This window comes from Phytoamicus setariae, from assembly GCF_016722925.1.
Classification (GTDB): Bacteria; Pseudomonadota; Alphaproteobacteria; order Rhizobiales; family Rhizobiaceae; genus Rhizobium_E; species Rhizobium_E setariae.
The window spans coordinates 17,365-39,929 of record NZ_JAEQNC010000017.1 but is presented as its reverse complement, the minus strand read 5'-3'; the positions used below and the strand labels follow the sequence as shown (position 1 = coordinate 39,929).

The following is a 22,565-nucleotide window of genomic DNA, read 5'->3' as shown; positions in this document are numbered from 1 at the left end:
TCCGTGCACGCAGGCGCATCGACTGGTTGATTCATGTCGCATCTATAACCAGGAGACAATGGGCCCCTTGCGGGCCCATTGCTTTTGGCGCCGCAATAATCCGAAGTGTCACCCATTTGCTTGTTTTGAAGAAAAAGACGGATAGTTTCGGTTAAATACTCGCAATTTTGCGCGGTTTAGGCCTATAAATGCCGTTAGATTTCAGCACGGAATGACTTTTTCGACATTTCATGGGCTTTCATGCCGTGTTCTGTCGCCGTTGAACAGCAACAGACCAGGGTGGGGAACGAAGTTGCGCTTCAGAACAATTATGCATTTTCTTGTGGCGATTGGCGAGGTGCCGACTCCACAGATCTTGACCCGCGAACTCGAGCGCCTGCTGGATTTCTTCGGTTTCAAATATTATTGCGTCTTTCACCAGCCCAAGCCGATCGAGAACGCTGCCGAACTGATCGTCGCTGCCAATTGGCCGCCGGAATGGGTCGCCCGTTACGTCGAGAAGAAGTATATCGTTACCGATCCGACGATCCGGTTTCTGCTGCGCGCCAATAGAAGCTTCTCATGGGCGCAGGCCGTGGAGGCTTACAAGGACACGCCGCATTATCGGCGGATGAAGTCGATGATGGCCGATGGCAAAGGGCATGGTCTGGCTTCGGGCTATATATTTCCGGTTTTCACCCGCAATGGGTTGATCGGCGCCACTACCATCGGCGGCCCGAAGGAAATCGAGTTGACCCAGGCGGAAGTTGCACTCTTGGAAACGGCCTTCCGCAATGCCTATCTCAAATATCTCGAGTTCATGGGTGAAAAGCATGCCGACAGCGTGGCCCCAGGCACCGAGATCACCATGACGCACCGAGAAATCCAGGCGCTCAACAATCTCGCGGAAGGCAGAACATCGCCGGAGATCGCGCAGATCCTGGACGTGTCATCGAACACGGTCGACTGGTACGTCAACAGCCTGCAGGCAAAACTGCAGGCTCGCAACCGCAACCATGCGGTGGCGCTTGCTTTCCGCCAGGGCCTGATAACGTAAAACATCCCTGCCGCCACAACAATTTTCGAAATTGCACTTCTCATTGCAACGCGCTAGGATTTCTTCGCGCTTGCAATAAGCCCTGCTGTTCTGCACAATTTTTTGCCGGATTCTCCGCTCCGGTTGTCGGGTTTTGACCTGAATTGATGCTTCCCGTGGGATCAGATGTAGCGCATTCGACCCTGCCTCTAGCCTTGGGAGCCCGGCCTTGCCGATCAAGAAAATACTGGTAGCCAACCGTTCAGAAATAGCCATCCGCATCTTTCGCGCCGCCAACGAACTGGGGCTCGAAACGGTCGCCATATGGGCGGAAGAAGACAAACTGGCATTGCATCGTTTCAAGGCAGACGAATCCTATCAGGTGGGGCGTGGCCCGCATCTCGAGCGCGATCTTGGTCCGATTGAAAGCTATCTTTCCATCGAGGAAGTGATCCGCGTCGCCAAGCTCTCGGGCGCGGATGCCATTCATCCCGGCTACGGCCTGCTGTCGGAAAGCCCGGAATTTGCCCAGGCCTGCGCCGACAACGGCATTACCTTCATCGGCCCGCGGCCGGAAACGATGGTTCAGCTCGGCAACAAGGTGGCGGCGCGCAATCTGGCGATCTCGATCGGCGTGCCCGTCGTTCCCGCGACCGATCCGCTGCCCGACGATATGGGGGCAGTCGCCAAAATGGCTGAGGAAATCGGCTATCCCATTATGCTCAAGGCCTCGTGGGGCGGTGGCGGCCGCGGCATGCGGGCGATTCGCGATCCCAAGGATCTCGCCCGCGAAGTCATGGAAGCCAAGCGCGAGGCGAAAGCCGCCTTCGGCAAGGACGAAGTCTATCTGGAAAAGCTGGTCGAGCGTGCCCGTCACGTCGAATCCCAGGTGCTCGGCGACACGCACGGCAATGTCGTGCATCTGTTCGAGCGCGATTGCTCGGTCCAGCGCCGAAACCAGAAAGTGGTCGAGCGTGCGCCGGCTCCTTACCTCACCCAAACGCAGCGCCAGGAGCTTGCTGATTATTCGTTGAAGATCGCCCGGGCGACGAACTATGTCGGTGCCGGCACGGTCGAATATCTGATGGATATCGACAGCGGCAAATTCTATTTCATCGAAGTCAATCCGCGCATCCAGGTCGAGCATACCGTCACCGAACAGGTGACCGGCATCGATATCGTCAAGGCGCAGATCCACATTCTCGATGGTTTTGCCATCGGCACTGCGGAGTCGGGTGTTCCCCGACAGGAAGACATCAAGCTCAACGGCCACGCATTGCAGTGCCGCATCACCACCGAGGATCCGGAGCAGAACTTCATTCCGGATTACGGCCGCATCACCGCCTATCGCGGTGCGACCGGTTTCGGCATCCGTCTCGACGGCGGCACCGCCTATTCCGGCGCGGTCATCACCCGCTTCTACGATCCGTTGCTCGAAAAGGTTACCGCTTGGGCGCCGACGCCTATCGAGGCGATCCACCGCATGCATCGCGCGCTGCGCGAATTCCGCATCCGTGGCGTGGCGACCAACCTCACCTTCCTTGAGGCGATCATCACGCATCCCGCCTTCCAGAACAATTCCTACACCACGCGTTTCATCGACACGACGCCGGAACTCTTCCAGCAGGTCAAGCGCCAGGACCGCGCGACGAAACTGCTGACGTACCTTGCCGACGTGACGATCAACGGTCACCCCGAGGCCAAGGGTAGGGCGCGTCCGCCGAAGGATGCGGCCTTGCCGGTCGTCCCGTTCTGCGATCTGCCGCAGCATCCGGGCACCAAGCAGTTGCTTGATGATCTCGGCCCGAAGAAGTTCGCCGAATGGATGGTCGATCAGAAGCGGGTGCTGGTGACTGACACCACGATGCGCGACGGCCACCAGTCGTTGCTGGCCACCCGTATGCGCACCTTCGATATCGCCAATATCGCCGGCACATATTCGAAGGCGCTTCCGAACCTGCTGTCGCTGGAATGCTGGGGCGGAGCGACCTTCGACGTGTCGATGCGCTTCCTGACTGAGGATCCCTGGGAGCGGCTGTCGCATATCCGCGAGAATGCACCGAACTTCCTGCTGCAGATGCTGCTGCGCGGCGCCAACGGCGTCGGCTACAAGAACTATCCCGACAATGTGGTGAAGTACTTCGTCCGCCAGGCGGCGCGCGGCGGGGTTGATCTCTTCCGCGTGTTCGACTGCCTGAACTGGGTCGAGAACATGCGCGTGTCGATGGACGCGGTGGCCGAGGAAAACAAGCTCTGCGAAGCGGCGATCTGCTACACCGGCGACATCCTCAATTCGGCCCGGCCGAAATACGATCTGAAATACTACGTCAATCTGGCGAAGGACCTGGAACGGGCGGGCGCCCACATCATCGCCGTCAAGGACATGGCCGGCCTGCTGAAGCCGGCAGCTGCACGGATCCTGTTCCGCGAACTCAAGCAGGCCGTTGGCTTGCCGATCCATTTCCACACGCATGACACCTCGGGAATCGCTGCGGCCACCGTGCTTGCCGCCGTGGAAGCGGGCGTGGATGCGATCGATGCGGCCATGGACGCATTGTCCGGCAACACTTCGCAGCCATGCCTGGGCTCGATCGTCGAGGCGCTTTCGGGCACCGAGCGCGACCCCGGCCTGGATCCCGAGTGGATCCGCCGCATTTCCTTCTACTGGGAAGCGGTGCGCACGCAGTATGCCGCCTTCGAGAGTGATCTCAAGGGTCCGGCGTCGGAAGTCTACCTGCACGAAATGCCGGGCGGCCAGTTCACCAACCTCAAGGAACAGGCACGCTCGCTGGGGCTGGAAACCCGCTGGCACAAGGTCGCGCAGGCCTATGCCGATGCCAACCAGATGTTCGGCGACATCGTCAAGGTCACGCCGTCCTCCAAGGTGGTGGGCGACATGGCGCTGATGATGGTCAGCCAGGATCTCACCGTCGAGGATGTGGTCAATCCGGCCAAGGAAATCTCTTTCCCGGAATCAGTGGTGTCGATGCTGCGGGGCGACCTCGGTCAGCCGCCGTCGGGCTGGCCCGAGGCGCTGCAGAAGAAAGTGCTCAAGGGCGAAAAAGCCTATACCGTCCGTCCGGGGTCGCTGCTGGCAGACGCCGACCTCGCCAAGGAGCGCAGCGACATCGAGACCAAGCTTGAACGCAAGGTCTCCGACAATGAGTTCGCATCCTACCTGATGTACCCGAAGGTCTTCACCGACTTCGCCATCGCCGCCGATACCTACGGACCTGTCTCGACCCTGCCGACGCCGGCCTATTTCTATGGGTTGGAGCAGGAAGGCGAGTTGTTCGTCGACATCGAGCGCGGCAAGACGCTCGTCATCCTCAACCAGGCACACGGCGAAACCGACCAGAAGGGCATGGTGACGGTGTTCTTCGAACTGAACGGCCAGCCGCGCCGTATCAAGGTCCCGGATCGGGCACATGGTGCCTCGGGTGGCGCCGTGCGCCGCAAGGCCGAGGCTGGCAATGCCGCGCATGTCGGCGCGCCGATGCCGGGTGTGATCTCGACGGTTGCGATTGCCGCGGGCCAGCAGGTCAAGGCGGGCGATGTGCTGCTCTCCATCGAGGCGATGAAGATGGAAACCGCGCTGCATGCCGAAAAGGACGGCGTTGTCGCCGAGGTCCTGGTGCGCGCCGGCGACCAGATCGACGCCAAGGACCTGCTGGTCGTCTTCGGCTGAAGCAACTGAACGGCCGGGCGCTCTTGCCCGGCCATTTCAGCATCGGTTAAGCATGGCGGCGGGAATGTGTGCCGCTGCGATGCAATTGCCTCCAATTTTAACAATTGCGGCAAGGGGCTTTTGATAGGGGTGCTCCCGGCACAAACGATTTCGGGGGCATCCATGAGCAGCGATGATGGCATGCAAGCGTCGGGCAGAGTGATGCGGCAGCATCTGGTCGAGAACCTGGCCATCCTGGCGGTTTGCGCCGGTGTGTTTTTCATGGCGCTGATCAGCGACCTGCATGAAACGATCTACAGCTATCTGAGTGAGAGCAGTCAGCCGTCGAGCCAGATGAAAATGCGATCACTAGGGGACCATCGCCTCCTGATCTTTCCGGGCACGGAGCCGCAGGCCGAAGTGCCTGGGAAAGCAGAGTTGGGCACGCTTCTGTTGTTCGGATTGGTGGCCAGTCTTGGGCTTTCGGCTTTTGCCTTCGTTCAGAACCGCCGCCTGAGGCATGCGCTCGACAAGCAACGCGAGGCCGAAAGACAGTCCCGAAAACTGGCGTTGCACGACCAACTGACCGGCCTGGCCAATCGCCGGAATTTCGAGGAGTTCGGCCAGCGCGTTATTTTCGAACGGCCGCTTTCAGAGCGTCGCGCCGTGTTCCTTATCGATCTCGACCATTTCAAGTCAGTCAATGACATCTATGGCCACGCCGCCGGCGACAAGGTTCTGGTGGACTATGCCGAACGGATCCAGGGTCATTTTCCGGGCGGGATCGTCGCTCGATTTGGCGGTGACGAGTTTGCGGTGATCACGCCGCCTCTCAGAGAGGATGGCGAGGCGCTGCGCTATGCACGCTTCTGCATCGCCGGCGTCAGCGACGCTTTCGACTACAACGGCACCGCCCTCCATCTGGGTTCGTCGGTCGGGGTCGCGATGATCAGCGACTCGATCGCCGAGGCGCTGCGCCATGCCGACATCGCGCTCTACAAGGCCAAGCGCGGTGGCCGGATGCAGGTGGCTTTCTTCGAAGACGCGCTCGAACGTGTGGTCAAGGAGCGGAACTGGATCGAGAACGAGTTGCGCGAAGCCATCAGAAACGGCGACATTGTTCCGCATTTCCAGCCGGTCGTCGATCTGTCGACCCGCAAAGTGCTGGGCTATGAGGCGCTTGCTCGGTGGAACCATCGGGAAAGGGGCTCGATCAGCCCGGCCGAGTTCATCCCGGTCGCTGAGGAATGCGGTTTGATCATGCAACTCAGCGAGCAGATGCTCGTCAAGGCGACGGACGTCGCCCGTCATTGGCCGCAGCACATATCGCTCTCGGTCAACGTGTCGCCGGTGCAATTGCGCGACAAGGGTCTTGGTCGCAAGCTGCTCGATCTTTTGGCCGCCACCGGTTTTCCGCCGCGTCGTTTGGAGGTGGAGATTACCGAGAACGCGCTGATAGCTGATCTAGAGACCGCCAGCGATACGATCCGAGAATTGCGGGCGGCGGGTGTTTCAGTTGCACTCGACGATTTCGGCACGGGTCATTCCAGCCTCAATCATCTGCGCGCCTGCCGTTTCGACAAGCTCAAGATCGATCGCAGTTTCGTCAGTTCTCTATCCGACAATCAGGATAGCCGAAGAATCGTCGATGCGATAATCAACCTGTCGCGCAGTTTTGGCGTCAGGTGCACCGCCGAGGGCATAGAGCAGCCGGGTGAACTTGCGATGCTCGCAGGTTGGGGATGCCAGGAGGGGCAGGGTTATCTGCTCGGCCGCCCGGAGGAGAAGACGAGCTTCGACTTTTCCGATGTGGTCGCCGCACCTTTGAGACTCCGTGCCTGAAAGAGCTGTCCCACCTTTGGGCAGGCGAACAACGGTCGCCTGTTCTAGCGATCGTGACCGCATGGTCTGAAATCACAGTCACCAACGGGCGACGATCACCTTGGCGACGGCCGCGCCAAATGCGCTATGAGCTGAGGAGGGGCGGATCTGGTAGGCTCCATCCTCTTCGAGCAGGATGTTTTCCTGCGATGTAGGGGTCGGCTCCAGGGAGCTCAGGAAATCGTCGCCGAAATACTCATCGCTTCCGGTGTTGTGCGCGACTTGCGGCATTGCCGGGTTGTCGCTGCCGGAATCCGACTGTTGCCGCCTGTCGTCAAACCCGCCAAACCGGTAGTGAAAATTGTTCCCTGACGAAACTTGCATCGCAATATCTCAATGTCGAATCACTAGATGTCTAGGGAGTTGATAGTCATCACAGGTTGCGCCGAGCTTGCGGCAGCGTTCGAATCGTGAAGGCAAGGTATCTGCATTGCACCGGAAATCGGGCCGATAAATCGTACCGGCGGTTGCAGGAGGCCCTTCTCAGATGAAGTCTATTCCCTCGCGATCACTCTTCAATCGGCGTTGCCCATGCAAAGTCACACTCCAGCTCTCTTGACTATCATTGCACGTTTATGCATGTTTTAGCCAGATTGCACCGGATTCAAATATGTCGGCCACCGAGTATCTCCTGCACGAACGGCAAAGCCTTATCCGCAAGCGTCTTGCGGATGACGGCAGAGTCATCGCTGCCGACCTTGCGCAGCAATTCGCGATCTCCGAAGATACCATTCGCCGTGATCTCAGGGAGATGGCAGCTGCCGGTCTGCTGAAACGGGTCTATGGCGGCGCATTGCCAGTTCAGTCGACAGATGACAATTCCATTCTCAGTCGAATGTCGATCAAGCCCGAACGCAAGGATGCGCTCGCTAAAGCCGCGGTCAACCGTATCAGCGCGGGCATGACCCTCTTTATAGACGCAGGGACAACCAATCTGGCCATTGCGCAGGCCATTCCTCCCGGCCTGAAGCTCACCGTGATCACCAATGCACCGCTCATTGCCGCCGCGTTGATGGACCGACCCGATATCGCTGTGGTGGTGATCGGTGGACAGCTGGACCGCGGATCCGGCGCCGTGCTTGGCTCAAAAGCGATCCAGGATGCGGCCAACTTCAACCCTGACCTCTGTATACTCGGCAGTTGCGGGTTTGAGGTTGACAGGGGCGTCACCGCATCTTTTCCGGAAGAGGCGGAGTTCAAGCGTTTCATTGCGTTGCGTAGCCGTTCGGTGATGGCGGCTGTCACCAACGACAAGCTCGGTGTGCCCGCGCCGTGCGCTGTTATTCCGATGGAAAAATGCGATCACGTCGTGATTGAGCAGGATGCAGATCCGCACTATGCGGAGGCAATCGCGAGGGCGGGAGCAAACGTGATCCGTGCCGGCGGCTACCAGACTGGCGGGAAATGACGATGGTTTGGTGCGCAAAAGCGGCAAGTTCGCAGCCCGGCCAATATTTGAAATCGCTTTCGAACGCCTTGTCGCGACAGGAAAGCCCGAAGGCGTTCGTGTGTGGCGAATCGCCTGAAATGGAGAAGAAATGACCGAACAATCCGCTGTCGCGTCCCCCGCGCGCCTCGCCGGCACCTTTCCCAAGGAGCGCATCGCAGTATCGTTGCTGTTTCTCGCCAATGGCCTCTTCATTGGCGCATGGTCGTTGAAAGTGCCGGAGCTGTTGATCCGACTGAATCTTACTCCCTTCTATGTCAGCCTTATCGTCGTGTTCTTCGGCGTTGGGTCGGTGGTGATCATGCCGCTTTGCGGAGGCCGCATCGCCAAATACGGATCGAGTATCGTGGCAAAGGCGACGGCAGTGGTCTTCCTGCCAACGATGCTGCTGATCACGCTGGCGCCGAATATCTGGACGGCAGCGGCAGCAGTATTCCTGTTCGGCGGATTTGCCGGAGCGCTTGACGTGGCAATGAACGCCAATGCTGTCGAGGTCGAAAAGTCGATGCGCCGGGCAATCATGTCTTCGTGTCACGCATTCTGGAGCCTGGGGGCGCTGATCGGGGCATCCACCAGCGGCTACATGATCGACCAACTGGGATCGTTGCCGCATGCCATTGCCATCACCATCGTCAACGCGGTGCTTCTGACGCTGGCGTTCACGATGATCATGCATGATGGCCCGCACGTGGAAACCGAAGAGTCTGCGGCCGCACCGAAAACGAGCCTGTTCCGTAGCCCGTTGCCTTGGCTGCTCGGCATCATGGCGCTGTTCTGCATGGTGCAGGAAGGCATCGTCATCGACTGGAGCGCGCTCTACCTGCGCGATGATCTGAGTTCCAGCCTCACGCAGGCTGCGTTTGCCGCAGGTGCGCTGCACGGCGCGATGACCATCATGCGATTTGCCGGCGACGGCATACGTGATCGGCTGGGTGCTGTGCTGACCATGCGTATTTCGGGCGTGATCGCGTTTGTCGGCATGCTCATTGCCGGCTTTGCGCCCAATGCCTATGTGGCAATCGGCGGTTTTGCACTGGCGGGTGTCGGCATTTCCAACATGGTGCCGATCGCGTTTTCGGCCGCCGGCAACCTGCCGGGCATGGCCAAGGGCGTGGGTCTTTCCGTCGTAACGATCATGGGTTACTCCGGATCCTTGTTTGCCCCAACCCTGTTCGGCTTCATTGCCGAGCATACCGGCTTTTCGGCGATCTTCATCGGCACGCCGATGCTGCTGATTGTGGTGCTGGCGCTGTCATCGCTCGCCCGCCATGCAGACGGGATCAAAGGGCATTGATTTCGCCGCGTTTTTCATCGTTTCGTGGCTTGTCTACGGGCGGCAAACGTGATTGACCTTTGCTCTGGAAAAATTTGAGGTGGGTCCATGACCGCTGAAGCGCTTGTCGTCATCGATGTCCAGAACGATTTCTGCCCCGGCGGCGCGCTTGCGGTCGCCGAGGGTGATCGCATCGTGCCCGTGGTCAATGGCCTGATTGAACGCTTCGAGCATGTGGTGCTGACCCAGGACTGGCATCCCGCCGGCCATTCGAGCTTTGCATCGACCCATCTGAGCAAGAACCCGTTCGAGACGGCCCAGCTGCCCTATGGCGAACAGACGCTTTGGCCCGACCACTGCGTGCAGGGCACTTCGGGCGCCGAGTTTCACCCGGATCTTGCCTGGACCAAGGCCGAAATCGTCATCCGCAAGGGATTTCGCGCGTCAATCGATTCCTATTCGGCATTCTTCGAGAACGACCGCGCAACGCCGACCGGCCTGGCCGGGTATCTCCGGGAACGGGGGATTGCCAGGATCGTGCTTTGCGGGCTGGCGACCGATTTCTGTGTTGCCTATTCGGCGCTGGATGCGGTCAAGGCCGGGTTTGAAGCGCAGGTCGTGCTGGATGCCTGCCGGGGAATCGATCTCGGCGGCTCGATGGCAACGATGATCGACAAGATGAAACAGGCCGGCGTGCAGCTGATCTAGCCGGCTCAAAGGAGACGTCGCATGGCGGCAAAGACTGATATAGCCAGACGCGTCTACAATCACGCATGGAAGCTCGATCCGATTGTCCGCAGCCTGCTGGATACGGATTTCTACAAGCTGTTGATGCTGCAGATGATCTGGAAGCTGCATCCGGAAGTCAACGCCACGTTCTCGGTTATCAATCGTACCAAGTCCGTCAGGCTTGCCGACGATATCGACGAACAGGAACTGCGCGACCAGCTCGACCATTGCCGCGAGCTGCGGTTCACCAAGAAGGAAATGATCTGGCTGGCGGGTAACAGCTTTTATGGCCGCAAGCAGATCTTCGAGCCGGAATTCGTCAGCTGGCTCGCCAATTTCCGCCTGCCGCCCTACGAGCTGTCGCGTCGCGATGGCCAGTACGAGATCACCTTCGAAGGGCGCTGGGTGGAAACCACCATGTGGGAGATTCCGGCGCTGGCAATCATCAACGAGTTGCGCTCGCGCGCGGCGATGAAGGGGCTCGGCCAGTTCACGCTGGATGTCATCTATGCGCGCGCCAAGTCGCGCATGTGGGAGAAGGTGCAGCGGCTGAGGCAATATCCCGGCCTGAGGATTTCCGATTTCGGCACGCGTCGACGGCATTCTTTCCTCTGGCAGCGCTGGTGCGTCGAAGCCCTCAAGGAAGGTATCGGCCCGGCCTTTACCGGCACGTCCAACGTGCTGCTCGCCATGGACACTGACCTCGAAGCAGTCGGCACAAATGCGCATGAGCTACCGATGGTCAAAGCGGCGTTGGCAAACAACGACGCCGAACTCGGTGCGGCGCCCTATACGGTGCTGGAGGACTGGAAGCAGCTCTATGGCGGCAATCTGCTGATCGTGCTTCCCGATGCATTCGGTACTGCGGCCTTCCTGCGCAATGCGCCGGAATGGGTGGCGGACTGGACGGGTTTCCGGCCCGACAGCGCCCCGCCGATCGAAGGTGGCGAAAAGATCATTGCCTGGTGGAAGGCGCATGGTCGAGACCCGAAGGAGAAGCTGCTGATCTTCTCTGATGGGCTGGATGTCGACACGATCATCGAGACCTACAAGCACTTTCATGGCAAGGTGCGGATGAGCTTCGGCTGGGGCACCAATCTCACCAACGATTTCCACGACTGCGCGCCGGACGACCTTGTCGGGCTCGATGCCATCTCGGTGGTCTGCAAGGTCACCGAGGCCAATGGGCGGCCTGCCGTGAAGCTGTCCGACAACCCGCGCAAGGCAACCGGGGAGCCGTCCGAGGTCGAGCGCTACAAGCGCTTTTTCGGCACGGAAGACTTCCATGAGCTGCTGGTGAAGGTGTGATTTTCAATCGCGCAAATCTGGGTGGCGCCCGGCTCGAAATTGTGGGCATTGGGGCATAAGTTATCTTGACACAACCACTCCCCTTTTGATTAAAGGGATTAGGTTAGAGTTTATGCGGATTTGCCGGACATGATGGTATGCAGCTGCAATATCATAACTGACAACGACATCAGGGATGTAATCGTATCGCTTCTTGATGAAGACTGTTGGCAGCTGATCGTTCCGGGCAAGGTCTATCATGCCATGCAGAAGCGTGGCCGTTGCTGCGGCTGCTTTCCGAATGTCGTCGACATCATCGTCAAGACAACCCAAGAATATCATGCGGCCCGCGACGCTGAAAGCGTCGAAGTCATCGATTTCATGGAGCGCCTTAAGGTGTTCCATATCGAGCAGAAGACCGCGATCATCGAGCGCCGCCAGCGGACCGCCGTCCGCGCCGCCTGATTTTCCCAGCGACTGGAAGCGTTGCGGCGCACCCAACATCGTCGCTCCAGTACCCTATTTGAATCATTCTAATTCGCGCTCGACTTTCCCGTGCGATCCTGTTTTTATGTCTTCATTCAAGCCAAAAGGGAGTTATCTGCCATGAAGGGTGATGCGAAAGTCATCGAACGGCTGAATCAGGCGCTGTTCTTGGAACTCGGTGCCGTCAACCAGTATTGGGTCCATTACCGGCTGCTGGAGGACTGGGGCTACCAGAAGCTGGCCAAGAAGGAGCGGGCCGAATCCATCGAAGAAATGCACCACGCGGACCGTCTGGTTGCCCGCATCATTTTCCTCGAAGGTCATCCCAATCTGCAGACGTTGGCTCCCCTCCGGATCGGTCAGAACATCAAGGAAGTGCTGGAAGCCGATCTCGCCGGCGAGTATGATGCCCGTACCGCCTACAAGCAGTCGCGTGATATCTGTCATGCAGCCGGCGACTATGTTTCAATGAAGCTGTTCGAGGAATTGCTGGCGGACGAGGAGGGTCATATCGACTTCCTGGAAACGCAACTCGATCTGCTCGCCAAGCTTGGCGAAGAAAAGTATGGCCAGTTGAACGCCGAGCCGGCAAACGAAGCCGAGTAAGCGCATCGGCACTCCCAAAACAAATAAGCCCGCCTGACGGATGTCGGCGGGCTTATTTGTTACGGTTGCGTTCAAGCCTTCACACCTGAGAGATAGGCGAATTCGGCGACAACCTGGTCGTAGACCGCGCGCTTGAAGGGGACGATCAGCCCCGGAAGATCCTCCATGCGCCTCCAGGCCCATTCGTCGAATTCCTGGTCGTGGCCGCCGGGCGGCGGGGCGATCTGGATTTCGCTATCATCCCCCTCGAAGCGATAGGCGAACCAGGCCTGCGTCTGGCCGCGATATTTGCCCTTGAGGCCGATGCCGATCAGATCTTCCGGCAGGTCGTAGTTGATCCAGCCCTTCGCGCGGCCGACCAGCTTGACTGTTCGCATGCCGGTTTCCTCATAGAGTTCGCGCAGAGACGCTGCTTCGGGATCTTCCCCCTTGTCGATGCCACCTTGCGGCATCTGCCAGAGCTGTGGCGAACCGTCATATTCCGAGTTTCCGATCGGCGTCCTCTTGCCAGCCCAGACCAAGCCATCGCGGTTGAGCACCATAATGCCGACGCAGGGACGGTAGGGGAGGTCTTCGGCTTTGATTTTCTTGGTCATAATGATCTCCATCAATGTGGTGTGTCCCTCACCCGGCTGCCGCCACCTTCTCCCCGTTAAAACCGGTAGAAGGGAATTGTGGTGCCGCCGTCGCCTCTAGTCTCTCCGCTTGCGGGGAGAGGGCTAGGATGCGGGTGGAATTCAAACTCAGTTCGGAACTTCGGCCAATGCCGACACACCGACGATTTCGATGCCGCGGCCGCCCGCCTGACGCGCCCATTCCGTCACCGCATCGACGCTTTCGTCAAACGCGGAGGCCACGCCGACCGCGCTGCCCTTGCGGAGTGCGACCCGCTCCAGTTCGTCGAGCTTTTTCAGAATCGCTGAGCGATTAACCTCGTTGTCCAGTACGATGTCGGCAAAGGCGTGCGGCATCGCAAATGCTTTCGCATAAGTGCCGGATTGCGACTGCGCCGACGAACCGTCGTCCAGAAACAGAAGGCCGCGTTCGCCGATGTCGCGCATGACTGGCTCCAACGCTGACGGATCGGCGAGCAGGCGGCCGCCAAGATAGTTCATCACGCCGGTATAATTGGTCGTCTTGGCCATCGACTTATGCAGTAGCGACAGGTTCTTCGCTTCGGAATTGCTGTGCAGCAGCGTCAGCGGGCCGGGATCGTTGTCGGGGTAGTCGAACGGCTCGAGCGGAACCTGCAGCAGCACCTCATGGCCGCCGCGCCGGGCTTCCGGCATCCAGCGGGCCAACGAATTGCCATTCGAAGCGAACGCGACAGTGACTTCTTCCGGCAGCATTTTCAGCGCCCGCAGCGTGCCGGTCTGGCTTAGGCCGAGGCCGCCCACGACGATGGCAATGCGGGTGCCCCGCGCGCCGGACCACGGCCGGGCGTAGCGCTCGACCGGACGGGTGCCATCGGCGGCGACAACAGGCAGTTTGCCGTTAGGGGTTTCTTGTACAAGCGCCTCGTCAGGGAAGGTCGAGTTGCGCGGGTCCTGCGCGGCATTGGCCTTTGCATCGATAACGATCGGGCCACTCTTGTCGCGGCTTTTCGGCGTGATCTTGGTGACGACCGTTCCATCTTCGAGAACCTGCCTGTCGACATTGGCGCCATCGAGCGGCCTGGAGCGCTTGAGCTTGTCGAATTGCTTGGGATCAGTCTCGGAACCCGCCGTCTCTGGTGAATTCTGATCTTCCTGCACGCCGGCATTGACCGCATCGGCGACGAGGGCTTCGGGCTTCGCCAGCTTTTCTGGCGCTATCAGCGGGTAAATGGACCCTCCAAGCACAACGATGATGCCGGTGGCAACCAAGAGCCGGCCAGCGGTGAGGAAGCGCGGCCTTGCGGAAGAAGGTTTTCTGTCTTTGCCCAGGGGGGTGTGAATGCCGGAACTCAAAGGGTGACCGCCTGCCCTTGCTGGGAAATGTGGAGCGGCGGGATCGTTGGATCCCGCCGCACGGTTGTTACTTGGCCTGTTCGGCGGCGACCGCCTTGGTCTGGTCCGGCGGGAAGGCCGCATCGGTCTTCTTGCCGCGCAGAAGATCGAGTGCGTAATTCAGCTGCACGTCGTTCTTCGGATCCGGCGGCACATAGGCCTGCGAGCCGGAGCCTTCGTCGGTCTCGTTCTGGCCCTTGATATGGCCGGTCAGCGACGATTCAGCGGCTTTCTCGATCTTGCCCTGCAGTTCGGCCGGGATCGGTTCCTCGACCTTGATGTCGGGGGAGATACCGATGCCCTGGATCGATTTGCCTGATGGCGTGTAGTAGAGCGCCGTCGTCAGCCGCAATGCGCCATTGTCGCCGAGCGGGATGATCGTCTGGACCGACCCCTTGCCGAACGAGCGCGTACCGAGAATGGTGGCGCGCTTGAGATCCTGCAGCGCACCGGCAACGATTTCCGAGGCCGATGCCGAGCCGCCATTGACGAGCACGATCACCGGCTTGCCGTTGACTAGTTCGCCGTCGGTGGCCGAGAATCGACGGGTTTCGCTTTCGACACGGCCGCGCGTCGAAACGATCTCGCCCTTGTTGAGGAAAGCGTCGGAGACGTTGATCGCCTGATCGAGCAGGCCGCCCGGATTGAGGCGAAGATCGAGGACATAGCCCTTGAGCTTGTCGTTCGGCACCTGCGCCTGGATCTTTTCGATTGCCTTCTTCAGGTCGTCATAAGTCTTCTCAGTGAAGGAAATGACGCGGAGGTAGCCAACGTCGCCTTCGACACGCACCTTGACAGCCTGAACCGCGATGATGTCACGCTTGATGGTGATGTCGATCGGCTTGTCTGCGCCCTTGCGCAGGATCGTCAGCTTGATCGGCGTGCCGACCTCGCCGCGCATCTTGTCAACCGCGTCTTCCAGCTTCAGGCCACGGACGTCGGCGCCATCGATCTTGGAGATCAGGTCGCCCGCCAGCACGCCGGCTTTCGAAGCAGGGGTATCGTCGATCGGTGTGATGACCTTGACCAGGTCGTTCTCCATCGTCACTTCTATGCCGAGACCGCCGAATTCGCCGCGCGTCTGGGTACGCATATCGTCGGCGTCCTTGGCGTTCATGTAGCTCGAATGCGGATCCAGCGACGTCAACATGCCGTTGATGGCGGATTCCACGAGCTTTTCCTCGTTCGGCGGGGTGACGTATTGCGCCCGCACGCGTTCGAAGACTTCGCCGAAAATGCTAAGTTCACGGTAGGTCGATGACCCGGCAGCTTCGGCAGGCGCAACGACGGAATAGACCGCCATCATCGCCGTCGAACCCATCAACGCACCGAGTAGCACCAAAGAAGTTTTACGTATCATTTCGGGCCTTTCCCAGGTCTTTGGCGGACCACCAGGGTCGCGAATCGACCGGTTTTCCGTCCTTTCGGAATTCTATGTACAATGTCGGACGGTCCGTTACCAGATTAAGACCGGCCGCGCTTGCGATTCTCTTTGCGCCCATCTGGCCGATCGGCTCGCCGGCGACGACGAACTGCCCCTGGCGTGCCGTCACCATGTCCATGCCGGAAAGAACGATGTGATAGTTCTCTCCCGCATTCATGATGACCATCTGGCCATAGCTGCGGAAAGGCCCTGCAAACATCACCCAGCCATCAGCCGGCGCTGTCACCACAAGACCCGGCCCCGCGGCAACCGTCAAGCCCTGTGCGGCATGTCCAGTGCCGTCCTCGTCGCCGAAAGAGCGAAGCACGTCACCTGCCACCGGCAGGTCCAGCTTCGCCGTCAGCGTCGAAAACGCATATGCTGGAGCAATGCGGTTTTTGTCGGGCAACCCGGTGGCGGCCTCGCGCTTGGCCTTCTCGATTTCCGCCGCCGAAAGGTTCTGGCGCCTGAGGTCCTCGGCTTTGGCCAGCGCCGCTGCCTCGCGGGCCGACGCGATGTCACGCTCGAGCGACGATATCAGGCCTTCGAGGCTGGTGGCGCGCGCGGCCAGTTGCTCGGCGCGCTTACGTTCCTTGGCCAGCTCTGTACGATTGCTGGTGGATAGCTTGTCGTTTTCGGCGATCAGCGCCGCCATGCGCTTCTCTTCTTCGAGCGCGGAAGCCATCGTCTTGACGTAGCTTTCCTTTTGCGCTGCGATCTCGGTGCGTAACTTGCCAAGCGACAAGAGGTCGGCGGCGAGCTTTTCGGTTTCGCCGCGAATGCCGGGCACCACGGCCCCAAGCAGGATGGCACTGCGCACCGAAGACAATGCGTCGTCGGGCGTCACCAACAGTGCGGGCGGTGGATTGCGCCCCATGCGCTGGAGTGCGGCAAGCACTTCGGAAAGCAGGCCTCGCCGCGAATGCAACGACGCCTTGACCTTGCTCTGGCTTTCCTCGAGTTCCTTCAGCCGGCGCTCGTCAGCGAGCACCTGCCGTTCCAGGCCCTTGCGTTTTGCCGCTGAATCGACGAGCGCCGTACGGATCCCCGCTGTCGTCTTCTCGATGCCGGCCAGACTAACGGCAAGCGCCTCGCTGCGCTCCTTGGCTTCGGCAAGTGATTTTGCCAGTTCCCGGAGTTCGCTTTCCGTGGCGTTGCGACGGATGGTCAGGACGCCTTCGGCATTGACCGTCGTTGGCGGAATCGGGGTGGCTTCCTGCGCCATTGCGCCCAAGGGTGGCGCCGACAGCATCAGCGCCAGCGCAAATGCGCCGCCCGTCCTGATCTGTCGTTCGAAAAAATTCATGCGCACCAGAGAATGCCGTATCCAGCCTGAAAAATCCGGCGAATGTTATGCTGATTTGCGCCGGGGGCCAAACGATTTGATTGTGTCAAACCCGGTGGTAGGGATGGCCGGAAAGGATGGTCACGGCCCGGTAGAGCTGTTCGGCAATCATCACCCGCACCATCTGGTGGGGCCAGGTCATCTTGCCGAAGCACAGCATGTGGTCGGCGCGGGCCGCCAGCGCCGGGTCAAGCCCATCAGGGCCACCGATCGCGACGACGAGTTCGCGCTTTCCCTGGTCGCGGATAGTGCCGACAAGGTCGGCAAAGCCGGGGCTGTCGAGCGCCTTGCCCCGCTCGTCGAGCAGCACCAGCAGCGCGCCGTCGGCCAGCATCTTCTCGAGATGGGTAGCCTCTTCCCGCTTACGCGTTTCGGCGTTACCGGCACGGCTCTCATTGATTTCGTTGATCCTGGCAAGTTCCAGGCCGACAGCAGGCCCAGCCTTGGCGAAGCGGTCGAAATACCGCTCGGCCAACTCTTTTTCGGGCCCGTTCTTCAACCTGCCCACCGCGAATAGGGAAATCCGCATGTTGGCACTCCAATTCCGGACCGAATTTACATCTTGCGGAAGGCGCACCTTCCGCAGCGTTTCTGGCGATCAATACCCGCTGCCGTTTTAAGCGGCGAGCGTCGGCATGCTAGTGCACCGTTCCCTCTTCGAGATCCGGCGCGGCCCACATCTTCTCGATGTTATAGAACTCGCGGATTTCCGGACGGAAGATGTGGACGATGATGTCACCGGCATCGATCAGCACCCAGTCGCCGGTCTCCAGACCTTCGACGCGCGCAGAACCCATGCCGCCGGCCTTGATGTCGTCGAGCAGGTGGTCGGCGATTGCGGCCACGTGCCTGTTCGAGCGACCGGACACAACGACCATGAAGTCGCCGAGCGCGGATTTGCCGGTGATGTTGATTGAGGTTATGTTTTCTGCTTTCGAGTCCTCAAGGCTTTCGAGGACCAGCTTGAGAGCGCTGGCGGCGGTATCGTTACCGCGTTCCATGCTCTTGGAGTAGGCGAATGGTGCCCCTCCTTTTGCGTGTACTGTTGACAGTGTCATTCCTTTCTATCTTGAACAGAACAAGCGCCCGAATGCGACGCACCCGGATCACTCAAGATAGTCACCAATCCATAAAACTTTCAAGACAAGGACGTTAACTATTTTCCCGGCCGGTCAGGGAAGTACGCCCTGCAACAGCTTCGGGTTGCCCTCGCTGCTGACGCCGGCGGCTTGCCGGATGAAGAAGCTCTTTAGCGTCGGCATCCGTTCGACAAGCCCGAGTCCGAAATCACGGGCGACCCGTATCGGGGTGATGTCGTTGGAGAACAGACGGTTCAGCACGTCGGTGGTCACACCCATGCGGAATGTGTCGAAGCGGCGCCAGGACTGGTAGCGTTCCAGCACGGCAAGCGAACCAATGTCGAGGCCAAGCCGATCGGCATCCACGATTGTCTCGGCGAGCGCGGCCACATCCTTGAAACCGAGATTGAGGCCTTGGCCAGATATCGGGTGAATGCCGTGGGCCGCATCGCCTGCAAGCGCGAAACGTTCGGCGACGAAGGCGCGTGCCAGCGTCAGCCCAAGCGGAAACGCCCGCCGGCCGGAGACCACTTTCAGCGTGCCGAGCTTGTGGCCGAAACGGCGCTCGAGCTCTTCCTCGAAGACGAGGTCGTCCGATGCAACCAGCCTGTCGGCGTCATGGGTGCGTTCGGTCCAAACCAGGGAGGAGCGGTTGTCCGGAAGCGGCAGAATGGCGAATGGGCCGGCGGGGAGGAAATGCTCCTCGGCGACGCCGCCATGCGGCCGTTCGTGCTCGACCGTGGTGACGATGCCCGATTGGCCGTAATCGAAATTCACGGTCTTGATGCCGGCGATTTCGCGCAGTTTGGATTTCACGCCATCGCAGGCGACGAGCAGGCGCGCGGCCAGCGTTTCGCCGCTGGACAGATGCGCATTGACGGAGCCTGGGCCGCTCCTGAAGCCGTCGACGGTGGTGGAGTAACGCAGTTCGACGCCGAGGGATTTCGCCATTTCGATCAATGGGCCGACCATTGCCGGGTTGGGAACCATATGGGCGAAGGGCTCGCCGTCGGCGACATTGCCGTCGAATGTCAGGAAAACGGGCCGAACCGGGTCTGCAGTTCGCGAATCGGTGATGACCATGCTGTTGATCGGCTGCGCCTTCGGCAGGATTTCGCTCCAGACGCCGAGCGCATCGAGCAATCGCGAGGCGGCAGCGGCGATAGCAGAAGCCCGGCCGTCTTTCTGCCAGGCGCCGTCGGGTGCGCCATCCACAACCATGATATTCAGGTGCGGCGCGGCCTTCTTGATCGATACGGCAACCGAGAGGCCGGTGTAGCCGCCGCCGGCAACCAGAATATCGAGCATTGGAAACTCCCTTGATGATGAATTGTCATGGAGTATAGAGGATGTGCACCTGCGAAGAAACTGCCGGAGAATGCCAAAATGACGCGCCCAGATATCGTCGTGAGCAACATGGAACATCTGATCGGCATTCTCGACCTTGAAAAGATCGAAGAGAACCTGTTTCGCGGCATAGGTCCGAATGTCGGCTGGCAGCGCGTGTTCGGCGGACTGGTCATCTCCCAGGCGCTGGTCGCCGCGCAGCGCACCGTCGTGGCGGACCGCTTCGTGCACTCGTTGCACAGCTATTTCCTCCGGCCCGGCGATCCCGCAGTGCCGATTCTCTACGAAGTCGAGCGTATTCGCGACGGCGCGAGTTTCACCACGCGCCGCGTCGTGGCGATCCAGCACGGCAAACCGATCTTCACGCTGTCGGCCTCGTTCCAGGTCGATGAGCCGGGTTTTGTCCACCAGTCCAACATGCCAGACGTGCCGGCGCCCGAAACGCTCGATGACCCCGCCACCGTCGCCGAGAAATTCCTCCAGGGTGCACCCGAGCACGTCAAGCGCTACTGGCTGCGCGAGCGTCCCTTCGAGATGCGCCCGGTTTCGATGACCCATTATGTTTCCGACGAGCCGCTGCCGGCCCTGCAACATGTATGGGTGCGGCCGAACGGTAGATTTCCGGGCGACCGGGCCTTGCAATCGGCGTTCCTGGCCTACCTTTCCGACATGACCTTGCTGGATACCTCGCTCTTTCCGCATGGCCGTTCCGTCTTCGATCGCTCGCTGCAGGTGGCGAGCCTGGACCATTCCATGTGGTTTCATAGTGCCGAGACGGTCGACGACTGGTTCCTCTACACGCAGGATAGCCCGTTCGGCGGCGGCGCGCGCGGACTGAGCCGCGGCACCATCTTCAGCCGTTCTGGACGCATCATTGCCTCGATGGCCCAGGAGGGGCTGATTCGTAATCGGGCAAATGATTAATAATTGCGCATCTGTTTTTCATTGAGCAAAATTTAAGCAATTGCGGACGCGGGCGGCGTCCGTTTTTCATTGCTACCGAATAATCATATTACTTTTCAATCGGTTAGTTTCGGTCAACGAAACTGGCACGGCGTTTGTATTCCTATCTGCAGTCACGGGAAGGCGCGCAAGGTTGGCCCGCGATAACGGAGAGGCGGCCCGCTGCCGCAAATGTTCGTCAAAGGATGGGAAACCAGATGAAAATAGTGATGGCCATAATCAAGCCGTTCAAACTGGACGAAGTGCGCGAGGCGCTTACCGCTGTCGGCATCCAGGGCCTGACCGTGACCGAGGTCAAGGGTTACGGACGGCAGAAGGGACATACCGAAATCTATCGCGGCACGGAATATGCCGTCAGCTTCCTGCCAAAGCTCAAGATCGAGCTCGCCGTGCCGGGCGACGCTGTCGACCAGGCGGTCGAGGCTATCGCGGGTGCCGCCAAAACCGGCCAGATCGGCGATGGCAAGATCTTTGTCTACTCGATTGACCATGCCGTGCGTATCCGCACCGGCGAAACCGATTCCGAAGCGCTCTGACAGCCGGAACTTGCAGGGGAGTTTTACCTGATGTCTTTCTCTAAGCTCACATCATCTGTCGGCCGCGCGTGGCTCACGCTCGGCGTTGCGCTGGCCCCGGCCATCGCGTTTGCCCAGGAAGCCGCTGCACCCGCCGCCGCAGAAGCGGCAGCCCCGGTCGTGCCGGACAAGGGCGACACCGCCTTCATGTTCCTGTGCACGATCCTCGTGCTGTTCATGGCCGTTCCCGGCCTCGGCCTGTTCTATGGTGGCCTCGTGCGCGCCAAGAACATGCTGTCGGTGCTGATGCAGTGCACCGTCGTGGCTGCCGCGATCATGATCGTCTGGGTCCTCTACGGCTATTCCTTTGCCTTTGGTGGCGGCGAAAGCGCCATCTGGGGCGGTACCGCCAAGATGTTCCTCAATACCGTCGACATGACAACGGTGTCGGCGACCTTCTCCAAGGCGGTCATTCCCGAATACATCTTCATGCTGTTCCAGATGACGTTTGCGGCCATCACCCCGGCGCTGATCCTCGGCGCGTTTGCCGAGCGCATCAAGTTTTCCGCCGCCGTGGTTTTCTGCCTGCTCTGGGTCACGGTCGTCTATTTCCCGATCGCCCACATGGTCTGGGATTCCAAGGGCTATCTCTTCGGCCTCGGCGCGCTTGATTTTGCTGGCGGCACCGTCGTGCACATCAATGCTGGCTTCGCTGGTCTTGTCGGTGCGATCATGGTCGGCAAGCGCACCGGCTTCGGCAAGGATATGATGGCGCCGCACTCGATGACGCTCACCTATGTCGGCGCCGCCATGCTCTGGGTCGGCTGGTTCGGCTTCAACTGCGGCTCCAACCTCGAGGCTTCGGGCGGCGCGATGCTGGCCGCCGTCAACACCTTCATCGCCACTGCCGCCGCAATCCTTTCCTGGTCGGCTGTAGAAGCCGTCACCCGCGGCAAGGCGTCGATGCTCGGCGCAGCTTCCGGCATGATCGCCGGCCTGGTCGCAGTCACCCCGGCTGCCGGCATCGTCGGCCCGATGGGTGCCATCGTTCTCGGCATTCTGGTGTCGCCGTTGTGCTATTTCTTCGTCTCCGTGGTGAAGAACAAGTTCGGCTACGATGACACCGCCGACGTGTTCGGCGTCCATGGCATCGGCGGCCTGTTCGGCGCGCTGGCGACCGGCATCCTCGCCTCGTCCTCGCTCGGCGGCATCGGCTATGTCGGCGAACAGACGATGGGCGGCCAGTTCATGGTTCAGGTGCAGGCCGTCGCCATCACCATCGCCTGGACGGTGGTGGCCTCGGCGATCCTCTACAAGCTCGTCGACCTGATCGTCGGCCTGCGTGTGACCGTCGAGTCCGAGCGCGAAGGCCTCGACCTCTCCGCTCACGGCGAAGCCGCCTATCACGGCTAAGCCAGAATTTGCGGCGTCATCATCCGGCGCCGCAGCCATCCCGTCGCGGTCACATGAGAGGCCGTGTCGTCTTGGCCCGGAGCGAAAGCTTCGGGCTCTTT

Annotated in this window: 20 protein-coding genes; 12 read left to right on the top strand and 8 right to left on the bottom strand. The window is 60.1% G+C overall.

Translation table 11 applies throughout. The features are described from left to right. Positions 1 to 310: 310 nt before the first annotated feature. The 3 genes from JJB09_RS23255 to JJB09_RS23245 all read left to right on the top strand — a co-directional run bounded on the left by JJB09_RS23255 (position 311) and on the right by JJB09_RS23245 (position 6,524). Complete coding sequence (locus JJB09_RS23255; protein WP_201663485.1) at positions 311 to 1,036, top strand: helix-turn-helix transcriptional regulator; 726 nt, start codon at positions 311 to 313, stop codon at positions 1,034 to 1,036. A 208-nt stretch (positions 1,037 to 1,244) separates the two neighbouring features. Beyond that, the gene (gene pyc / locus JJB09_RS23250) at positions 1,245 to 4,703 is read left to right on the top strand and encodes a pyruvate carboxylase (protein WP_201663484.1); all 3,459 of its coding nucleotides are present in this window, start codon (positions 1,245 to 1,247) and stop codon (positions 4,701 to 4,703) included. A gap of 162 nt (positions 4,704 to 4,865) precedes the next feature. Beyond that, positions 4,866 to 6,524: a putative bifunctional diguanylate cyclase/phosphodiesterase gene (locus JJB09_RS23245; RefSeq protein WP_201663483.1), complete on the top strand. Its 1,659-nt coding sequence runs from the start codon at positions 4,866 to 4,868 to the stop codon at positions 6,522 to 6,524. A gap of 78 nt (positions 6,525 to 6,602) precedes the next feature. Here JJB09_RS23245 and JJB09_RS23240 read toward each other — a convergent pair whose 3' ends face one another. Beyond that, the gene (locus JJB09_RS23240) at positions 6,603 to 6,887 is read right to left on the bottom strand and encodes a hypothetical protein (protein ID WP_201663482.1); all 285 of its coding nucleotides are present in this window, start codon (positions 6,885 to 6,887) and stop codon (positions 6,603 to 6,605) included. Positions 6,888 to 7,173: 286 nt separating this feature from the next. On the opposite strand from JJB09_RS23240, the gene JJB09_RS23235 reads away from it, so the two are divergent. From JJB09_RS23235 to bfr, 6 genes are all read left to right on the top strand, one after another. Beyond that, positions 7,174 to 7,971, top strand: coding sequence for a DeoR/GlpR family DNA-binding transcription regulator (locus JJB09_RS23235; RefSeq protein ID WP_201663481.1), 798 nt, complete (start codon positions 7,174 to 7,176; stop codon positions 7,969 to 7,971). A 130-nt stretch (positions 7,972 to 8,101) separates the two neighbouring features. Next, positions 8,102 to 9,304: an MFS transporter gene (locus tag JJB09_RS23230; RefSeq protein WP_201663480.1), complete on the top strand. Its 1,203-nt coding sequence runs from the start codon at positions 8,102 to 8,104 to the stop codon at positions 9,302 to 9,304. A gap of 87 nt (positions 9,305 to 9,391) precedes the next feature. Next, positions 9,392 to 9,991 (top strand): bifunctional nicotinamidase/pyrazinamidase, encoded by a 600-nt coding sequence (pncA, locus tag JJB09_RS23225; RefSeq protein ID WP_201663479.1) that lies wholly within the window; start codon positions 9,392 to 9,394, stop codon positions 9,989 to 9,991. Between the two features lie 21 nt (positions 9,992 to 10,012). Next, positions 10,013 to 11,320 (top strand): nicotinate phosphoribosyltransferase, encoded by a 1,308-nt coding sequence (gene pncB / locus JJB09_RS23220; RefSeq protein ID WP_201663478.1) that lies wholly within the window; start codon positions 10,013 to 10,015, stop codon positions 11,318 to 11,320. 129 nt (positions 11,321 to 11,449) lie between these two features. Then, positions 11,450 to 11,764 carry a (2Fe-2S)-binding protein gene (locus JJB09_RS23215; protein WP_201663477.1) on the top strand — a complete coding sequence of 105 codons (315 nt, stop codon included), beginning with the start codon at positions 11,450 to 11,452 and terminating at the stop codon, positions 11,762 to 11,764. 141 nt (positions 11,765 to 11,905) lie between these two features. Then, positions 11,906 to 12,391 carry a bacterioferritin gene (gene bfr, locus JJB09_RS23210; protein WP_201663476.1) on the top strand — a complete coding sequence of 162 codons (486 nt, stop codon included), beginning with the start codon at positions 11,906 to 11,908 and terminating at the stop codon, positions 12,389 to 12,391. Positions 12,392 to 12,462: 71 nt separating this feature from the next. Here the strand turns inward: bfr and JJB09_RS23205 are convergent, their stop codons facing one another. The 7 genes from JJB09_RS23205 to JJB09_RS23175 all read right to left on the bottom strand — a co-directional run bounded on the left by JJB09_RS23205 (position 12,463) and on the right by JJB09_RS23175 (position 19,534). Next, positions 12,463 to 12,987: an RNA pyrophosphohydrolase gene (locus JJB09_RS23205; RefSeq protein WP_201663475.1), complete on the bottom strand. Its 525-nt coding sequence runs from the start codon at positions 12,985 to 12,987 to the stop codon at positions 12,463 to 12,465. Between the two features lie 147 nt (positions 12,988 to 13,134). After that, on the bottom strand, positions 13,135 to 14,340 hold the full coding sequence (locus JJB09_RS23200) for a divergent polysaccharide deacetylase family protein (protein ID WP_201663474.1): 1,206 nt from the start codon (positions 14,338 to 14,340) through the stop codon (positions 13,135 to 13,137). 67 nt (positions 14,341 to 14,407) lie between these two features. Beyond that, complete coding sequence (locus tag JJB09_RS23195) at positions 14,408 to 15,739, bottom strand: S41 family peptidase (protein WP_201663473.1); 1,332 nt, start codon at positions 15,737 to 15,739, stop codon at positions 14,408 to 14,410. Further along, the gene (locus tag JJB09_RS23190; protein ID WP_201663561.1) at positions 15,729 to 17,108 is read right to left on the bottom strand and encodes a murein hydrolase activator EnvC family protein; all 1,380 of its coding nucleotides are present in this window, start codon (positions 17,106 to 17,108) and stop codon (positions 15,729 to 15,731) included. The genes JJB09_RS23195 and JJB09_RS23190 overlap by 11 nt, the downstream gene beginning before the upstream one ends. Before the next feature lie 85 nt (positions 17,109 to 17,193). Further along, a complete protein-coding gene (gene rlmH / locus JJB09_RS23185; protein WP_201663472.1) occupies positions 17,194 to 17,676 on the bottom strand; it encodes a 23S rRNA (pseudouridine(1915)-N(3))-methyltransferase RlmH in 483 nt (160 codons plus the stop codon). A 109-nt stretch (positions 17,677 to 17,785) separates the two neighbouring features. Then, on the bottom strand, positions 17,786 to 18,205 hold the full coding sequence (gene rsfS, locus JJB09_RS23180) for a ribosome silencing factor (RefSeq protein ID WP_201663471.1): 420 nt from the start codon (positions 18,203 to 18,205) through the stop codon (positions 17,786 to 17,788). Between the two features lie 114 nt (positions 18,206 to 18,319). Then, positions 18,320 to 19,534: a ubiquinone biosynthesis hydroxylase gene (locus tag JJB09_RS23175; RefSeq protein WP_201663470.1), complete on the bottom strand. Its 1,215-nt coding sequence runs from the start codon at positions 19,532 to 19,534 to the stop codon at positions 18,320 to 18,322. A gap of 78 nt (positions 19,535 to 19,612) precedes the next feature. On the opposite strand from JJB09_RS23175, the gene tesB reads away from it, so the two are divergent. The 3 genes from tesB to JJB09_RS23160 all read left to right on the top strand — a co-directional run bounded on the left by tesB (position 19,613) and on the right by JJB09_RS23160 (position 22,464). Beyond that, positions 19,613 to 20,497 (top strand): acyl-CoA thioesterase II, encoded by an 885-nt coding sequence (gene tesB / locus JJB09_RS23170; RefSeq protein ID WP_201663469.1) that lies wholly within the window; start codon positions 19,613 to 19,615, stop codon positions 20,495 to 20,497. A gap of 224 nt (positions 20,498 to 20,721) precedes the next feature. Further along, complete coding sequence (locus tag JJB09_RS23165) at positions 20,722 to 21,072, top strand: P-II family nitrogen regulator (protein ID WP_281431860.1); 351 nt, start codon at positions 20,722 to 20,724, stop codon at positions 21,070 to 21,072. Between the two features lie 30 nt (positions 21,073 to 21,102). Next, positions 21,103 to 22,464, top strand: coding sequence for an ammonium transporter (locus JJB09_RS23160; RefSeq protein ID WP_201663467.1), 1,362 nt, complete (start codon positions 21,103 to 21,105; stop codon positions 22,462 to 22,464). The last annotated feature ends 101 nt before the right edge of the window (positions 22,465 to 22,565 follow it).

What these genes read in the sequence shown, in the direction of transcription:
- JJB09_RS23255 (WP_201663485.1), top strand. Translation starts at nt 311, where the DNA reads ATGCATTTTCTTGTGGCGATTGGCGAGGTGCCGACTCCACAGATCTTG.
- JJB09_RS23245 (WP_201663483.1), top strand. Translation starts at nt 4,866, where the DNA reads ATGAGCAGCGATGATGGCATGCAAGCGTCGGGCAGAGTGATGCGGCAG.
- JJB09_RS23240 (WP_201663482.1), bottom strand. Translation starts at nt 6,887, where the DNA reads ATGCAAGTTTCGTCAGGGAACAATTTTCACTACCGGTTTGGCGGGTTT.
- JJB09_RS23235 (WP_201663481.1), top strand. Translation starts at nt 7,174, where the DNA reads ATGTCGGCCACCGAGTATCTCCTGCACGAACGGCAAAGCCTTATCCGC.
- JJB09_RS23230 (WP_201663480.1), top strand. Translation starts at nt 8,102, where the DNA reads ATGACCGAACAATCCGCTGTCGCGTCCCCCGCGCGCCTCGCCGGCACC.
- pncA (WP_201663479.1), top strand. Translation starts at nt 9,392, where the DNA reads ATGACCGCTGAAGCGCTTGTCGTCATCGATGTCCAGAACGATTTCTGC.
- pncB (WP_201663478.1), top strand. Translation starts at nt 10,013, where the DNA reads ATGGCGGCAAAGACTGATATAGCCAGACGCGTCTACAATCACGCATGG.
- JJB09_RS23215 (WP_201663477.1), top strand. Translation starts at nt 11,450, where the DNA reads ATGATGGTATGCAGCTGCAATATCATAACTGACAACGACATCAGGGAT.
- bfr (WP_201663476.1), top strand. Translation starts at nt 11,906, where the DNA reads ATGAAGGGTGATGCGAAAGTCATCGAACGGCTGAATCAGGCGCTGTTC.
- JJB09_RS23205 (WP_201663475.1), bottom strand. Translation starts at nt 12,987, where the DNA reads ATGACCAAGAAAATCAAAGCCGAAGACCTCCCCTACCGTCCCTGCGTC.
- JJB09_RS23195 (WP_201663473.1), bottom strand. Translation starts at nt 15,739, where the DNA reads ATGATACGTAAAACTTCTTTGGTGCTACTCGGTGCGTTGATGGGTTCG.
- JJB09_RS23190 (WP_201663561.1), bottom strand. Translation starts at nt 17,108, where the DNA reads ATGAATTTTTTCGAACGACAGATCAGGACGGGCGGCGCATTTGCGCTG.
- rlmH (WP_201663472.1), bottom strand. Translation starts at nt 17,676, where the DNA reads ATGCGGATTTCCCTATTCGCGGTGGGCAGGTTGAAGAACGGGCCCGAA.
- rsfS (WP_201663471.1), bottom strand. Translation starts at nt 18,205, where the DNA reads ATGACACTGTCAACAGTACACGCAAAAGGAGGGGCACCATTCGCCTAC.
- JJB09_RS23175 (WP_201663470.1), bottom strand. Translation starts at nt 19,534, where the DNA reads ATGCTCGATATTCTGGTTGCCGGCGGCGGCTACACCGGCCTCTCGGTT.
- tesB (WP_201663469.1), top strand. Translation starts at nt 19,613, where the DNA reads ATGACGCGCCCAGATATCGTCGTGAGCAACATGGAACATCTGATCGGC.
- JJB09_RS23165 (WP_281431860.1), top strand. Translation starts at nt 20,722, where the DNA reads ATGGGAAACCAGATGAAAATAGTGATGGCCATAATCAAGCCGTTCAAA.
- JJB09_RS23160 (WP_201663467.1), top strand. Translation starts at nt 21,103, where the DNA reads ATGTCTTTCTCTAAGCTCACATCATCTGTCGGCCGCGCGTGGCTCACG.